The organism is Sporosarcina sp. Marseille-Q4063 (assembly GCF_018309085.1).
In the GTDB taxonomy this organism is placed as follows: Bacteria; Bacillota; Bacilli; order Bacillales_A; family Planococcaceae; genus Sporosarcina.
This window is the reverse complement of the sequence record NZ_CP070502.1, coordinates 3,693,132-3,708,905: the sequence shown is the minus strand read 5'-3', so window position 1 is coordinate 3,708,905 and position 15,774 is coordinate 3,693,132. Positions and strand designations below refer to the sequence as shown.

At 39.8% G+C, this 15,774-nt stretch carries 14 protein-coding genes; 3 read left to right on the top strand and 11 right to left on the bottom strand.

The genetic code is table 11. The features are described from left to right. Window positions 1–20 precede the first annotated feature (20 nt). The 6 genes from ctaG to cyoE all read right to left on the bottom strand — a co-directional run bounded on the left by ctaG (window position 21) and on the right by cyoE (window position 6,128). A complete protein-coding gene (gene ctaG / locus JSQ81_RS18615) occupies window positions 21–944 on the bottom strand; it encodes a cytochrome c oxidase assembly factor CtaG (RefSeq protein ID WP_212605474.1) in 924 nt (307 codons plus the stop codon). Between the two features lie 138 nt (window positions 945–1,082). Then, entirely contained in the window at window positions 1,083–1,433 is a 351-nt protein-coding gene (locus JSQ81_RS18610) for a cytochrome C oxidase subunit IV family protein (RefSeq protein WP_212605473.1), read from the bottom strand. A 1-nt stretch (window position 1,434) separates the two neighbouring features. Then, entirely contained in the window at window positions 1,435–2,061 is a 627-nt protein-coding gene (locus tag JSQ81_RS18605; protein ID WP_210469514.1) for a cytochrome (ubi)quinol oxidase subunit III, read from the bottom strand. After that, window positions 2,061–3,935 (bottom strand): cytochrome c oxidase subunit I, encoded by a 1,875-nt coding sequence (locus JSQ81_RS18600; RefSeq protein WP_212605472.1) that lies wholly within the window; start codon window positions 3,933–3,935, stop codon window positions 2,061–2,063. Before JSQ81_RS18600 ends, JSQ81_RS18605 begins: the two co-directional genes overlap by 1 nt. Window positions 3,936–3,966: 31 nt before the next feature. Beyond that, a complete protein-coding gene (gene coxB / locus JSQ81_RS18595) occupies window positions 3,967–5,034 on the bottom strand; it encodes a cytochrome c oxidase subunit II (protein ID WP_212605471.1) in 1,068 nt (355 codons plus the stop codon). Window positions 5,035–5,204: 170 nt separating this feature from the next. Beyond that, window positions 5,205–6,128: a heme o synthase gene (cyoE, locus tag JSQ81_RS18590; protein ID WP_212605470.1), complete on the bottom strand. Its 924-nt coding sequence runs from the start codon at window positions 6,126–6,128 to the stop codon at window positions 5,205–5,207. 340 nt (window positions 6,129–6,468) lie between these two features. On the opposite strand from cyoE, the gene JSQ81_RS18585 reads away from it, so the two are divergent. Continuing rightward, entirely contained in the window at window positions 6,469–7,383 is a 915-nt protein-coding gene (locus JSQ81_RS18585; RefSeq protein ID WP_305849470.1) for a COX15/CtaA family protein, read from the top strand. Window positions 7,384–7,531: 148 nt separating this feature from the next. Here the strand turns inward: JSQ81_RS18585 and pyc are convergent, their stop codons facing one another. From pyc to JSQ81_RS18570, 3 genes are all read right to left on the bottom strand, one after another. Continuing rightward, window positions 7,532–10,969 carry a pyruvate carboxylase gene (pyc, locus tag JSQ81_RS18580; protein ID WP_212605469.1) on the bottom strand — a complete coding sequence of 1,146 codons (3,438 nt, stop codon included), beginning with the start codon at window positions 10,967–10,969 and terminating at the stop codon, window positions 7,532–7,534. A gap of 15 nt (window positions 10,970–10,984) precedes the next feature. Then, the gene (locus JSQ81_RS18575) at window positions 10,985–12,148 is read right to left on the bottom strand and encodes an FtsW/RodA/SpoVE family cell cycle protein (protein ID WP_212605468.1); all 1,164 of its coding nucleotides are present in this window, start codon (window positions 12,146–12,148) and stop codon (window positions 10,985–10,987) included. Between the two features lie 65 nt (window positions 12,149–12,213). Beyond that, a complete protein-coding gene (locus JSQ81_RS18570; RefSeq protein ID WP_212605467.1) occupies window positions 12,214–12,495 on the bottom strand; it encodes an Fpa/YlaN family protein in 282 nt (93 codons plus the stop codon). Window positions 12,496–12,670: 175 nt separating this feature from the next. On the opposite strand from JSQ81_RS18570, the gene JSQ81_RS18565 reads away from it, so the two are divergent. Both JSQ81_RS18565 and JSQ81_RS18560 read left to right on the top strand, forming a co-directional pair. Beyond that, a complete protein-coding gene (locus tag JSQ81_RS18565; RefSeq protein ID WP_212605466.1) occupies window positions 12,671–13,171 on the top strand; it encodes a peptidyl-prolyl cis-trans isomerase in 501 nt (166 codons plus the stop codon). 11 nt (window positions 13,172–13,182) lie between these two features. Then, entirely contained in the window at window positions 13,183–13,386 is a 204-nt protein-coding gene (locus JSQ81_RS18560; RefSeq protein ID WP_212605465.1) for a YlaI family protein, read from the top strand. Window positions 13,387–13,538: 152 nt separating this feature from the next. Here JSQ81_RS18560 and JSQ81_RS18555 read toward each other — a convergent pair whose 3' ends face one another. Further along, window positions 13,539–13,904 carry a YlaH-like family protein gene (locus JSQ81_RS18555; RefSeq protein WP_249336577.1) on the bottom strand — a complete coding sequence of 122 codons (366 nt, stop codon included), beginning with the start codon at window positions 13,902–13,904 and terminating at the stop codon, window positions 13,539–13,541. Between the two features lie 27 nt (window positions 13,905–13,931). Beyond that, window positions 13,932–15,770 (bottom strand): translational GTPase TypA, encoded by a 1,839-nt coding sequence (typA, locus tag JSQ81_RS18550; protein ID WP_212605464.1) that lies wholly within the window; start codon window positions 15,768–15,770, stop codon window positions 13,932–13,934. Between the last annotated feature and the right edge of the window lie 4 nt (window positions 15,771–15,774).

Genomic DNA, 15,774 nt, shown 5'->3' with positions numbered 1-15,774 from the left:
CAAGCTCTATCTATTGGAAATTAACCATGTGTCGTCATATTATGATTTTTAATCAGATCCTGTTTCGTAATTTCATCTGCGTTCGCACGTTCATCAGATGCCCATGTAAAGAAGATTTTTCCGATAACGACAATATAAATTAACTCCTGCCCAACTTTCATTAAAATACCACCAAGTTTTTGATCACTTACTGTGGTCATATTCGTAAACATTTCCGGACCTGAGATTCCAAGACCCGCTAGTCCCGAAAGTGTACCTGCTGGGACACATAGCGCCATTGCTTGCAACCATGCTTCGCCGCTACTATATGTTTCATATACAGGAACGTCTACAAAGATGATTAATGCACATGCAGGCGTGACTAAAATGGCACTTAAGATTATATAACCAATTTTTTTCAACCCATGCAGTCTAGGTTGACCTTCAAGCGTATTCACCAATGGCCACCATAAAAATATGGCCGATAAAAATATAGTTGTTGTAAACAATGCATGCAACGGCAAGCTCAGCTTAACAAAATCGAGAATCATCGGATAATGATAAGCAGAAAACGCAATCGTAAATGTCATTAAACTTACGACCGAATTTGTAAACAAGCGGAATATACGATCAATGATTTTAATTTCAAATGCTTTTCTCCATAGCCAATTGGGTATTCCCATAATCAGAAATGGAGCTACTATCAACAGTAATACTACCATTTGCCCCATATGAACACTAAATAAAATATGACCCAATAAATCAACTGGAGATCCTTTCACGATATACAACAGTGTCATACTACTTAAAAAGAAAATAATTTGATTTTTAGTAAGAGGTGTTGACCCCTCAAAACGATGACGCCACATAACTGTTATTAAAAAATAAAGTAAAACAACTGCAACAAGTGACAAGAAAAACCATGGACTCCATAACGCACGAAATCCGAATATACTTAACGGCATAAGCAGACGCCCCTTCATTTCAATCTAAAATAATCTGTCCCTCTATTATAATACACAAGTATCTCTAAACTCAATGGACGTTCTATGACAAATAAGAAAAACCTGGGGATAAGTATATCATCCCCAGGCTTTCGTGATTTAATTCCACCAAACGATTGTTACAAATGTTAAAACGATTAGGAAGGCAAGCAATGCTCCTGTAAACATAAACATTGCCGCGATTCCGTGTCCTTTTTCTTGCATATGCATAAAGTAATACAATTGTAGCCCGACCTGCACAGCAGCAAACAGCATAATTACTGGAATTACGTAGTATTTTGAAAATCCAATAACGTCTGCATTTGATGCGATTACAATCGTGAACGATGTTAAAGTTAAGAAAATCATTAGTGAAAACATAATGACTTGACTGCGCATTGATCTACGCGCGCGTCTTTGACCAAGATCGAACTCACCAGGAGACTTTTTATAAATTTCGATTTCCGCCATATTAACCTACCTTTCCCATCAAGTAGACTACTGTGAAGATGAACACCCAAACAACGTCAATGAAGTGCCAATACAACGAAAATGTATAGTATTTCGTCGCATTATACAAGTTCAGTCCGCGTTTTGAATTACGGAAAATGAGAAGCGTAATCCAAACAAGTCCAATCGCTACGTGGAAACCATGTGTTCCAACAAGCGTGTAGAATGCGGAACTGAATGCACTATTACTAAATACGAAACCCAATTGAACGTAATGATAAAATTCATACACTTCAAGTATTAAGAAGCCTAGGCCAAGGAATGCAGTGATTCCTAACCACAGTTGCATTTTCTTGAAGTTGTAGTTTCTTAAATGATACATCGCATACACACTTGTTAATGACGATGTTAAAAGAAGCATTGTCATAACAAACACCAGTGGTAATTCATAAAGTTCTTGGGTTGAGAACTCTAGATTAGCTGGTCCTTTGTTTTTAAGCGCTAAATAAGTCGCGAACAAAGTAGCGAATAATATCGTTTCTCCTCCAAGGAAGAGCCAGAAGCCAACAAACTTGTTTTTCGCTTCAAATGTTGCTGTTTCTGGATTGTCGGGCCACGTCTCAGGGGTAAATTTCTTGTTTAAATCCATTATTTTCGACCCCTTTCACGTTTCATATCTTCCAAAATTTCTTCTTTCGGAACATAGTAACCTAAATCATCTTTCAGTGAACGGATTGCCATACATACAAATGTCCAAGCTAAACCGAATACGAGAAGTGGAAGTCCCCAAGATGTATCTTCACGGAACATGGCACCAAAACCTGCAATGAACATACCCAATGTCATAAAGATCGGAATGATTGAACCATGTGGCATATGAATATCTTGCACTGGAACTGCTGGTGTTAAACCAGATTCGTTACCTTCTTGTTTTTCAAGCCACACACTATCAAGACCACGAACAAGTGGTGTTTGTGTAAAGTTATAATAAAGTGGTGGTGATTGAATCGCCCACTCGAGTGTACGTCCATCGCCCCAAGGATCATTTGCAACAGGGACATTTTTAACAGATGTCATGATAATGTTGTAAACGAGAACGATAATACCAATCGCCATTAACAGTGCTCCAACCGAACTAATTAAGTTCGCAGAGTTCCATCCTTGTCCGTCCATGTACGTAAATACTCGACGCGGCATACCCCAGAATCCTAACCAGTGCTGGATAAGGAATGTCATGTGGAAGCCGATAAAGAAGAACCAAAATGTTACTTTACCTAATGTCTCATTCAACATCGTACCAAACATTTTCGGCCAATATAAATGAGTTGCTGCCAAAATACCTAGTACAGTACCACCGACAATTACGTAGTGGAAGTGAGCAACGATAAAGTACGTATCGTGCAATTGGTAATCAAGTGGTGCTGCACCTTGCATTACACCTGTTACTCCACCCATAACGAACGACGGGATAAATCCTATCGCATAGAGCATAGGCGTTGTAACCTTGATGCTTCCACCCCACATTGTGAGGAGCCAGTTGAATATCTTAACCCCTGTAGGAACGGCAATTGCCATCGTCGCAACTGCGAAAATCGCATTCGCTGTTGGCCCAAGTCCTACTGTAAACATATGGTGCGCCCAAACCATGAATCCTAAGAAACCGATAAGCACGGTAGCAAACACCATTGATGTATAACCAAACAAACGTTTCCTAGAGAACATTGAGAAAATCTCAGAGAAAATACCAAACGCTGGCAATATCAAAATATAAACTTCCGGGTGACCGAAAATCCAGAAAATGTGTTCCCAAACGATTGTGTTTCCTCCCATAGCATGGTCAAAGAAATTACCGCCAAACATTCGATCGAATGTCAGGAAGAATAAACCAATTGTTAGTGGAGGAAATGCAAACAAAATCATTGCAGACGCTATAAACGTTGTCCATGTGAAAAGTGGCATACGCATATACGTCATCCCAGGAGCACGCATATTGATAATCGTTACAAGGAAGTTAATCCCCGCGATAAGCGATCCCCCACCGGCAATTTGTAAACCGATTGCATAGAAATCGACACCATGTCCTTCAGATACAATCGCAAGTGATGCATAGGAAGTCCATCCTGCATCAGGTGCTTGCCCCATGAACCAAGAAATGTTCAGGAATAGACCACCAAATATAAACATCCATAATCCTAATGAGTTTAAAAATGGAAATGCAACATCACGCGCACCTATTTGAAGTGGCATAATAGCGTTCATAAAACCAAATAATATTGGCATGGCGGCTAGGAATATCATTGTTGTTCCGTGCATTGTGATTATTTGGTTAAATAATCCAGCAGAAATTAAATCGCTGTTCGGAACAAGTAGCTGGATTCGAATAATCATCGCTTCGATTCCGCCTAGTACGAAGAAGAAACCTCCACCTAGGAGATAAAGGATTCCGATCTTCTTATGGTCGACTGTAGTCAACCAGTCCCATAACCATGAGCCAAAGCCTTTCTTTTGAGCAACTGAACTCACTTTTTTACCTCCTCTTCAAATTCAAATTACATTACTTTTCAACGGTTAGACCCATCAGGTATCCGGCAATTGCATCCAATTCAGCTTCTGATAAATGATCGAATTTCGGCATTGTGTTACCTGGTTTTTGTTTCTGTGGATCTTTCATCCATTCTTTTAGTGCTTCTTCTGTATGATCCATAAATCCTGCAACGCGGTTACGGTCACCAAAAGCTGTTAAGTTTGGTGCTGATTTTTTCATATCAGCTGTAACTGCGTGACACGCGATACAACTGTCAGCAAATAATTGTTCGCCTTCACTTGCAGCTGCAGTTTCAGTATCAGTGTCGTCTTTGATTGTAGATTGCATTGCTGCTACCCAATCGTTAAACTCAGCACGAGGCATCGTTTTCACCTTAAAGTCCATAAGGGCGTGGGAAGGTCCGCAAAGTTCAGCACATTTCCCGAAATACACACCTTCATTAAGTTTGCTAGAGTCCTCTTCGAAGATGAGATAAAACTTGTTGACGTTCTCAACGTTATTATCGAGTTTTCCTCCAACTGCCGGAATCCAGAACGAGTGCTTAACATCTGCAGCCATGAGATTGAAGTATACTTTCTCATCCATAGGCACAACTAGTTCTTGTGAAGTAACGATTCCCAGTTCTGGATACTCAAACTCCCACCAGTATAAATGCGCTGTTACATCGACAACTAGATTTTCAGCATTTCCTTCATCATCTACTGCGCCCATAGCTGTTACATCACCAAGTTTATATGTGTAATACACTGTCGGCACAGCTAATAGAAGTACTAGAAGTATTGGAATAACTGTCCAAACAAGTTCTAATGTGCTACTACCCTCAACTTGCTCAGGGATATGATCCTCACCTAATTTTGAACGCCTAAAACGTACAAGTGCTATTACATAGATGATCACAACTACCAAGATAACAAGCAACATGATCCCTGAAGACAATAGTAGCAAATTAAATTGGTCCTTAGCGACTTGACCTGCTGGAAGAAGCGTTGATAGTTCTTCTTGACCGCACCCTGAAAGGAACACGGTAAGTGCTGCTAGCAGAGAAAAGAGACGCCACTTTTTAAGTCCTTTCATCATCGCCTAATCATACCTCTCTTTCTAATAATTACTATGTTTTGTGGGGATTGAACCCCTCTATATGAATTCCTGTTTCAAAGAAAGAATTCCAATAATCATAAAATCCCATATGTACCCATGTCCTGTTTAATAATAGACCTGTACGATAGGTATTGACCTTATTCAGCGATTCAAACAAATAAGGAGAAAATAATAATCGAGACGAATAAAATCGTCATGTAATTAAGTGAATAGACAAACATTTTCGTTGCCCATTTCATATCATCTTTCGCCTTGAATCCTTTAATCGCTAAATATAACCATCCAATGTTAAGTAGTGAAGCCAAAACGATAAATCCAACACCGAGTTCTGTTAAAAGAAACGGTAATGGGAAAAGTAGCAATACCCAGAACAACATTGACTTTTTGGTTCGAGCAAAACCTTTTACAACAGGTAACATCGGTATATTCGCAGCACGATATTCTTCGGTACGACGCATTGCAAGCGCATAAAAATGTGGCGGTTGCCAAATGAACATGATTAAAAATAACGCCCACGCGCCTAGCCCTAATGATGGCTCGATTGCAGCCCAACCTATTAAAGGCGGAATAGCTCCTGATATGCTTCCAACAACGGTGTTGCCAACGTGCTTACGCTTTGACCACATAGAATAGAGTACTACATAGCTGAAGACCCCTGCAAGTCCCCAAAGACCTGCTGCTGTTGATGCTGTAAACAATAATGCTTCTCCCAGTATAATGAAAGCGAGCGCAAGTGCCAATACAGCCGGTGCTTTAAATCGACCCGTTACTGTCGGTCTTTGTTTTGTTCTGGACATTACTGGATCAATATCGCGATCAATTAAATTATTTAGTGCTGCAGAACCCGCAATGATTAGACCAGTTCCAAAAAGCGTGTAGAAAAGGACATCTATATGATGTAAAAAATGTAAACCGCTTAATTGCATCGCCAGAAATAACCCAGTGAAGACAGTAATCATATTCGAGTTCACGATGCCAATTTTGATAAGTGCCAAAAAATCTTTAACAAAAGAGGTTTGCGTTGTGCTCGTTTCGGATTTTACAGATACTGGTACAGCACGACCATTTGACATATTACCCCTCCTTTCAAAGTACTTAAATAAAGTCCCTATACTTCACTATATCGAAGATTAAGTACGATTTCTATAATAATGCAAAAATCCCTTTATTTTTCGACATAATTCTTCAGGTGACATTCATTACAGTGTTGTTGTGATTTCTATCACAGTCTACTCTCTATAGTAAATCATTTCTATGTAGCAATTGTGAAGTTATAAGGTCTTTTTTATGAACAATTTGTGAAAAGTGCTTTTGAAGGCACTATTTCAGTAACAATTCATTGTTTTCTAGTCTCTCTTTCGTTATCATCAAAAATACGTAGGTCATTATTTAATCAAAGAAGGTGTCGGTTTTTTGAAGCAAAGTAGGTACTTGAAATGGTTTGGCGTTGCTTCCACAGTCGGAATGTTACTTATCTTGCTTGGAGGGGCGCTAGTTACTAAAACAGACAGCGGTATGGGCTGTGGTCGACATTGGCCGGGATGTAACGGGCAACTAATCCCCGATGTGATTACTGCAGAGGTTCTCATTGAATTCTCCCACCGAATTGTCACAGGAACAGTCGGTATTCTGATAGTCGTTTTGGCTGTTTGGTCATGGCGAGCGCTCGGACATATTCGAGAAACTAAATTCTTATCAATTATGGCTGTATTTTTCCTCATATTACAAGCGTTAATAGGTGCAGCGCAAGTTCTTTGGGGACAAGGCGATTTTATATTAGCACTACATTTCGGAATATCATTAATTTCATTTGCATCAGTTCTTCTCTTAACTCTTCTCATTTTTGAGATCGATCGGAAGTACGATACGGAAAAGATACAAATCGGATCTCATCTTAAATGGCATACAATCGGCGTTACAATTTATTCGTATATAGTCGTTTATACAGGTGCGCTCGTCCGCCATACGAATTCTGAGCTTGTTTGTCTAGATTGGCCGTTTTGTAATAATGATGCCATTGGTTTACCAAGCAGTTTTAATCAGTGGGTGCAAATGGGTCATCGTTTTGCGGCAGCGCTTATATTTATTTGGATTCTGTACATAGCGATTCATGCAATTAGACATTACAAAAATCAACGCGTATTTTATTGGGGTTGGATTATCGCACTAATTCTCGTATCATCGCAAGTAATTACAGGAATGACAGTTGTACTTACCCGATTAAATCTTTATCTGGCGCTACTCCACTCATTATTCATCACGTTATTGTTCGGATTGTTAACGTACATGATCTTGCTTGTATCTAGAAGCTATATATCAAAAAAATAATTACCAGCCTCCTAATTACATTAGGTGGCTTTTTTATAGTTAAATACCCCTTTTCACACAAAAAAAACACCCAGGTATTTTTTACAGAGAAAAACACCCCGAAAACGAAATTCATCGTCTTCTGAGTGTTTTCCATTATTAGCTATATTTATTCTTTCAGTTCAATTAGCAAATCACCAGTAGCAATCGATTCGCCCGCAGTAACGTATATGTCTTTAATGACTCCGTCATGTGGTGCTTGTATTGTTGTTTCCATCTTCATCGCTTCAGTGATCAACAGGTGTTCTCCTCTTTTCACTTTCGCTCCAATAGCGACAGCTACTTTTAAGACCGTTCCCGGCATCGTAGCCGCGATATGTGATCTATTTGCAGGATCAGCTTTCGTTTTACGAACGACATCTGATTCAAGGTTCGCGTCTTCAATAATGACTTCTCGCGGCTGTCCATTTAACTCAAAGTAAATGACACGCGTTGCATCTGATTGTGGTTCACTAATCGAAACAAGTTTAACGATAAGTGTCTTCCCTTTTTCAATTTCAATCTCGACTTCTTCCCCGAGACGTAAACCATAGAGGAACTCAGGTGTGGCCATGACTGAAACATCGCCGAACTCTTTATATATCGCTGAATACTCCTCGAAAACTTTTGGATAAAGCGCGTACGATAGCACTTCATGACTTGTAACTGGTCGATTCAACTTTTTATTGAGTTCATCTCGCATTTGTTCAAAGTCTGCATCTTTTAGCAGTTCACCCGGACGAACCGTAATGGCTTCTCGGTCTTTCAGTATGATTTTTTGAAGTTCTTTCGGGAACCCGCCGTGTGGTTGTCCAATATGTCCGCCGAAAAATTCAATAACTGAATCTGGGAAATCAATTGCCTTCCCTCTAGTGAGTACAGTGTTTTCATCAAGATCGTTTTGCACCATGAATAACGCCATATCTCCTACTACCTTTGAAGATGGAGTGACTTTTACTACATCGCCAAATAATAAATTGACGCGGGAATACATTTCTTTTACTTCTTCCCAACGTTCAGCCAGACCAACTGCTCTTGCCTGTTGCTGTAAGTTTGAATATTGACCGCCCGGCATTTCATGAACATATATTTCTGTATGCGGACTCATCATGCCGCTTTCAAAGTTCTGATAATACTTCCGGACATCTTCCCAGTAATGGGCCAGATCTTCCAACGCTTTAACATCAGCACGAACGCCGCGTTTACTGCCATTCATCGCATAATGCAAGGAACTTGCAGATGGTTGAGATGTAAGGCCGGCCATTGAACCTAGCGCTGTATCGACAATATCTATACCGGCATCAATCGCACGCGCATACGTGTAAATTCCATTACCGCTTGTATCATGAGTATGGAGATGGATTGGCAAAGTAGTAACGTCTTTTAGTTCTGAAACTAGTCGGTATGCAGCTTCAGGCTTCAACAGCCCCGCCATATCCTTAATAGCTAAAATATGAGCCCCTGCCGATTCAAGGTTTTTCGCCATTTCCTTATAATAGCTCACCGTATATTTATCACGCGAGTCGTTTAAGATATCTCCCGTATAACAAATAGCCGCTTCAGCAATTTTTCCCGATTCACGTGTGGCATCAATAGCCACTTCCATCCCTTTAATCCAGTTTAGGCTATCGAAAATTCGGAAGACATCGATTCCCGCATCTGCTGATTTTTTAACAAACTCGCGAATGACGTTATCTGGATAATTCGTATACCCGACCGCATTGGCTCCGCGGAAAAGCATTTGAAATAAGACGTTTGGAATTTGTTCACGCAGTTTAATTAAGCGATCCCATGGATTTTCCTTTAAGAAACGATAAGCCACATCGAACGTTGCTCCGCCCCAAATTTCATATGAAAACAAATCTGGCATAAGTCTTGCCGATTCAGACGCAATCCCAGTCATATCGGCCGTACGCATTCTAGTCGCCAGTAAGGACTGGTGCGCATCTCTGAATGTCGTATCGGTCAAGAGAACGTCATCTTGCTCCTGAATCCATTTTACAAGCCCTTCTGGTCCACGTTCATCAAGAATTTGTTTCGTCCCTGCTAACGGAGGCGTTTTTAAATCGACAACTGGTTTACGCACCGGATGGAATACTGGCTTCGACTGTTTGTCTATCCCTGGAAAACCATTAACTGTGACATTTCCAATATAATTTAAAATTTTCGTTCCGCGGTCTAACCGTGTTGGGAATATAAACAACTCCGGAGTCGAATCGATAAAACTTGTATCATAGTCCCCGACTAGGAAGTTTTTATGTTTAACGACATTTCCAAGGAAAGGAATATTCGTTTTAATACCTCTAATTCTAAACTCTTGCAAGTTTCTGTCCATTTTAGAGGCAGCTTCGCGGAAAGTCATGCCCCATGTCGATACTTTAACAAGTAAAGAGTCATAATAAGGTGTAATAATAGCCCCTTGGAAACCGTTTCCTGCGTCTAACCGAACGCCGAATCCACCACCAGATCTGTAAACCATCAACTTTCCTGTATCAGGCATAAAGTCATTTAATGGATCTTCAGTTGTGACACGCGACTGGATTGCATAGCCGAAAAGCGGAATTTCTGTTTGAGCCGGGATCTGTGCAGCATCGCCGTGCAGATTTTTTCCATCCGCAATATGTATTTGTGAGTGGACAATGTCTATACCCGTTACCATTTCGGTAATTGTATGTTCAACTTGAATTCTTGGATTAACCTCGATGAAATAAAATTCGTTTTCAGCTACTAGAAATTCCACAGTACCAGCATTTAAATAATCAATATTTTTCATGAGCTTCACTGCGGCGTTACATATATCTTCACGTAATTTATCATCAAGCGAAATCGAAGGTGCAATTTCAACAACTTTTTGATGTCGTCGTTGGATTGAACAATCCCGTTCATATAGATGAACTATATTTCCATGGGCGTCTCCTAAAATTTGAACTTCGATATGTTTTGGTTTATCAATGTATTTCTCTACATACATTTCATCAGACCCGAAAGCGGATTTCGCTTCCGATTTCGCACGCTCAAAGGCTTGCGCTACTTCATCTTCGGATTCAATAATACGCATCCCGCGCCCGCCGCCGCCTAAGGAGGCTTTGACGATTATCGGATAGCCATATGAGTTTCCGAATGTTGCAACTTCTTCAACTGAAGAAACGGGTCCATCGCTTCCTGGAATAACAGGAATTTCGGCATCTATTGCTTGTTCCCGGGCTTTTACTTTATCCCCGAACATCGTTAAATGCGTGGAAGTCGGCCCGATAAAAATAATGTTCTCTTCTTCTAGACGTCGTGCAAATTCTGCGTTTTCCGCCAAAAAACCGTAACCTGGATGGATTGCATTCGCGCCTGTGTCTTTTGCGATTTCAATGATTCCTTCAATATCTAAGTAAGCATCAATCGGACTTTTCCCTTCACCGACTAGGTACGATTCATCCGCTTTATAACGATGGAATGATCCACTATCCTCGGTCGAATAAATACCAACCGTCGGAATTTCTAACTCAGTACATGCTCGAAATATACGAATCGCAATTTCCCCGCGATTCGCAACTAAAATTTTAGTGATTCTCTCCATCCAAGACACTTCCTTTTATTTGTTTTTTTCATATTTCACAAACATTGATACATTCATCAAAATCCCAACTGCAATTGATGTTAATATGACCGATGTTCCACCGAAACTAATAAATGGAAGCGGCACACCAGTGAGTGGAATTAACCCTGTCAATCCCCCTAAATTAACAAATGTCTGGATCCCTATCATACTACCAACACCTGCCGCTAGCATTCTTGCATGTGGATCCTTCGCCTTTAACGCTAATAATAAAGCACGTAAAACAATAAAGCCAAGTCCGCCGATAACGATGATTGCTCCGACAATACCTAACTCTTCGGAAATAACAGCCATAATAACATCTGTATGCGGTTCAGGCAAGTATCCCATTTTCTGAATCGAATTACCAAAACCTAGCCCTTTGACGCCGCCTGAGCCTATTGCAATGTATCCATTCGCGATTTGATAGCCAGAACCTGTTATATAATCAAAAGGGTTCAAGTAGGCTAAAAAGCGCCCTTTTCGACTCGTCGTCATTATGTTTTCCCAATTTAAGTAGACGATAGGTGCAATCAGTAGCAGTATGCCTGAAATAAGCGCACTCAATTTTAAAAATGTTTTTGCTTTAATGCCGCTTGCAGCCATCACGGAAAGAGCCACGATAATAATAATTAACGAAGTGCCTATATCTGTTTCCATTAAAACTGAGCCGACAGCTATCGCTAAAATGGTTACTGGAGGCCCAATTGACTGATTTACATTGTCAATTGTCCCAGCTTCATATTTTTTGGCGAAAACACTAGAGAAGTAAATAATAATAATGAGTTTGGCAACTTCGGAGGGTTGGATACTTCCAAAACCAAGGAAAATCCAACTTCTTGCACCTACATCATCACCATAACCAAAAAAATGAACAGCACCTAGCAACAGAAGCATGATACTAACTAAAAAAACCATCAAACTTTTGCGTTTATAGTTCTTGTAAGGAAAAAAAGCAGCCATAAAGAAGGCAGAAAAAGCAATTACTAGGTTAAAAATTTGCCTGCGATAAAAATGGTCAGGCGCCCACTTGTACTCGCCAACCGCATAGACAAGACTTGCACTATAAATCATAACTAAACCAAATAAACAAAGAAATAAATATGTAAAAAACAACGGGAAATCAAAATATTTAAGAAATCGTTTAGAATAAGTATGCATTGGACAAAACCTCTTTTACTTTAAACAAAAAACTCAAACCATTTAAATGAGTTTGAGTCTTTTACTTATTTACTCGTATATAAATCATGCAAGAAAGTCATTTCTTTTTCGAGCGAAGTAAGGATTTCATCACCCTTTATTCGTTCAATTAAGCCAATTTTAACGGCAAAATCTATTTCTCGAGATAGTCCAAACATTTGAGTGTCTAGTACTTCTTCGTATAATGGGCACTGTGGCATCGTCAAATGATCCATCTGCACTTTAATCAGTTGAGCAATTTTATCAGCATCTGCCTGAAGCTGTTTAATCGCTTTTTCCTGATATGTTTCCTGTAATTCAATATCCATGAGGACGCCCCCATTAAGCTATTATTTCTTCTAATCGATTATTAATAAATTGTATCTTTCACGCAAGGAAATTGCAAGCCTTTCCTCTCAATTTAATCGTTTTTACGAGAAACCTTTTCCTCAAGGCTTGAAAGAGCTATACTATTATCAAGCTACTATGTAGGAGGATGTCAAATTGAAAAACGTAATTCAAATTAAAGGGAACGTAAAACATTCAATCACACTAGATCCGAGTATATGGATTTTTGATGATAGACGTATTGACTTAACCAAGTTTTTTACTGAGGACTATATTGAAAAAGACGAAATGGAAGAATATAAAAAGGCCATGGGAAAACATTGGTCTCGTGAAATTATGGAGGGTGCCACATTCCCTCCGACATTGGAAGTCGAAAAAGAATTTGAGGAGTCAAAAGATATTACCGGTACTTACGGTATCTATTTACATCATTTTATGAAAAACTCAGTGCCAAATGAAGATGCGAAAAAGATTTCCTTCATCACCGACGGCGGAGAATCCTATTCATTTCCACTGACGAAGCTTGATGATATACTATTACAATACAGTATTGATGGAAAACCACTCCATGATAACGGTCCCGTTCATGTTTTATTAAAGGATGGCTCAAATATCGATAACCCGATTCAGAGTGTGGTTGCTATCAACATCGAATAGGAGGAATTTTTATGCGTGTCAAATGTGTTATGTGCGACCAAATCGGAAAACTTCCAGATGAAGCACCACTCGCAAAAAAGTTGAGAAACCGTCCTATCCACACATATATGTGCTCAATTTGCACGGATCGAATTGGTGAAAAGACCTTGGCACGAGTTGCCACTGGAAACTTTATTTTCAGACGTAGTTCACATACGATAGAAAAGGAATTTTGATAAACAAAAGCGGAAGTGCCTCGATCAGCCCCGACAGGCACAAGACGGTTTGCGAGAAGGATGAACTCCAATCCTTCCCTAGCAAAAGGCTTGTGACCCGAGGGGCTAGGCACTGAAGCTGGATGAATAATACAAAAAAATGACTCCCCGGATTATGCGAGGGAGTCGTTTTTGTCTTCTTTATATTCATTCATTCGACGGACACGATAAATGATTAATATGAGTGCCGCCACAATTAACCCTTCCACGATAGGCAAGAAAAATGCTAGAAAAGTTAATACAAGACAACCTAAGAATAAAAAGAGATAGATAATAAAGCTTTGCAATAGTTTCAAGTCTTTCGCAAAACCTAATTTATATACGAGCGCCGACATAAGGAATACGACGGCAAACAGTACATAACCTGCCACCGTATAATCAACTTCGCCATTACTAGCGGTTGTCCCTAGAGCCTCATAAATGAAACGTGAAATGCCTGACATGCGGCCAAATACAAATTCAGTATCCTGAGCATTCATTTAATACATTCCTTTCATTTACAACATTCAATCCTTAAATTTAGCCTTCTTAGTTATCCGATCGCGCTCGCTCTTACTAAGAATCTTTTTCCGTAGACGAATAGATAATGGTGTAACTTCACAGTACTCGTCATCATCAAGATACTCAAGAGATTCTTCTAGCGTCATGATTCTAGGCTTTTTAATCGAAACAGTCTGGTCTTTATTGGCAGTACGAATATTCGACTGTTGCTTCATTCTTGTTAAATTTATAGCTAAATCAGTATCACGGTTATGTTCTCCTACAATCATACCTTCATATACTTCTGTACCAGGCTCAACAAAAATTACGCCCCGCTCTTCTACATGAAGAATTCCATAAGGAGTTGCTGTTCCATTTTCCATCGATACGAGAACACCTTCAGCTCGTCTACCAACATTACCAGAAGACATTGGCTGATAACTATCGAATGTGTGGTTTATAATACCGTATCCTCTTGTCATCGTAAGGAATTCAGTCGAATAACCAATTAACCCTCGCGCCGGTACATGGAATAACAAACGAACGGTTCCAGAACCGTTATTTACCATATCAAGCATTTCACCTTTACGAGCACTTATCGATTCGATGACCGATCCCGTATGTTCTTCAGGAACTTCAATTTGAACACGTTCTACTGGTTCGCATTTTACACCATCGATTTCACGCACTATTACTTCAGGTTTAGAAACTTGAAGTTCAAAACCTTCACGGCGCATATTTTCAATCAAAATTGATAAATGTAGTTCCCCTCGTCCTGACACGACCCATGAGTCGGCACCTGTAGATTCAACTCGAAGTGACACATCTGTTTGAAGTTGTTGGTTAAGTCGTTCTTCAATTTTTCTTGAAGTAACCCATTTACCTTCACGGCCGGCGAAAGGACTATTATTTACAAGAAAAGCCATTTGCAAAGTTGGCTCATCTATATGAAGTTCAGGAAGTGCTTCAGGATGCTCTACTGGACATATTGTATCACTGACGTCGATACCCTCGATTCCGGATACCGCAATCAGATCTCCTGCGAAAGCTTCTTGAATATCAACTCGCTTTAATCCGAGGAATCCAGACATTTTCGTTACACGGAAGTTCTTGATTGAACCGTCACGTTTAATAACTGAAACTTGCTGGCCCACTTTCATAGACCCGCGGAAAACTCTACCTATTCCAATACGTCCAACATAATCACTGTAATCTAGAAGTGATACTTGAAATTGTAGTGGCTCTTCACGATTATCGATTGGCGCTGGAATATGCTCAAGAATTGCATCATAAAGAACTTGTAACGTTTCTTCTTGGTCTGCTGGATCAGAAGACAAACTTGCTGTGCCGTTGAAGCCAGAAGCATAAATAACTGGAAACTCGAGTTGTTCATCATTTGCATCAAGCTCAATAAACAGTTCAAGAACCTCGTCAACTACTTCTTCAGGGCGTGCAAACTCCCGGTCAATCTTATTTACTACGACGATTGGTTTCAAGTTTTCCTCTAGTGCTTTTTTAAGCACGAATCGCGTTTGTGGCATACATCCTTCGTACGAGTCCACAACTAGGATTACTCCGTCAACCATTTTCAAAATACGTTCCACTTCTCCGCCGAAATCGGCGTGACCTGGCGTATCAAGAATGTTGATTTTCGTGTTTTTATATTCGATAGCCGTATTTTTCGCTAGAATTGTAATTCCGCGTTCACGTTCAATGTCATCAGAATCCATTGCACGATCATCGACTTGTTCATTTGCTCTAAAAATTCCTGATTGTTTTAATAACTGGTCAACTAGTGTTGTTTTACCATGGTCTACGTGGGCAATAATTGCTATGTTTCTTAAGTCATTACGTTCTATTGTCATGATT

Excerpts from the sequence above, each read along its gene's own strand:
- ctaG (WP_212605474.1), bottom strand. The coding sequence starts at position 944 with ATGCCGTTAAGTATATTCGGATTTCGTGCGTTATGGAGTCCATGGTTT.
- JSQ81_RS18610 (WP_212605473.1), bottom strand. The coding sequence starts at position 1,433 with ATGGCGGAAATCGAAATTTATAAAAAGTCTCCTGGTGAGTTCGATCTT.
- JSQ81_RS18605 (WP_210469514.1), bottom strand. The coding sequence starts at position 2,061 with ATGGATTTAAACAAGAAATTTACCCCTGAGACGTGGCCCGACAATCCA.
- coxB (WP_212605471.1), bottom strand. The coding sequence starts at position 5,034 with ATGATGAAAGGACTTAAAAAGTGGCGTCTCTTTTCTCTGCTAGCAGCA.
- cyoE (WP_212605470.1), bottom strand. The coding sequence starts at position 6,128 with ATGTCAAATGGTCGTGCTGTACCAGTATCTGTAAAATCCGAAACGAGC.
- pyc (WP_212605469.1), bottom strand. The coding sequence starts at position 10,969 with ATGGAGAGAATCACTAAAATTTTAGTTGCGAATCGCGGGGAAATTGCG.
- JSQ81_RS18575 (WP_212605468.1), bottom strand. The coding sequence starts at position 12,148 with ATGCATACTTATTCTAAACGATTTCTTAAATATTTTGATTTCCCGTTG.
- JSQ81_RS18570 (WP_212605467.1), bottom strand. The coding sequence starts at position 12,495 with ATGGATATTGAATTACAGGAAACATATCAGGAAAAAGCGATTAAACAG.
- JSQ81_RS18560 (WP_212605465.1), top strand. The coding sequence starts at position 13,183 with ATGCGTGTCAAATGTGTTATGTGCGACCAAATCGGAAAACTTCCAGAT.
- JSQ81_RS18555 (WP_249336577.1), bottom strand. The coding sequence starts at position 13,904 with ATGAATGCTCAGGATACTGAATTTGTATTTGGCCGCATGTCAGGCATT.
- typA (WP_212605464.1), bottom strand. The coding sequence starts at position 15,770 with ATGACAATAGAACGTAATGACTTAAGAAACATAGCAATTATTGCCCAC.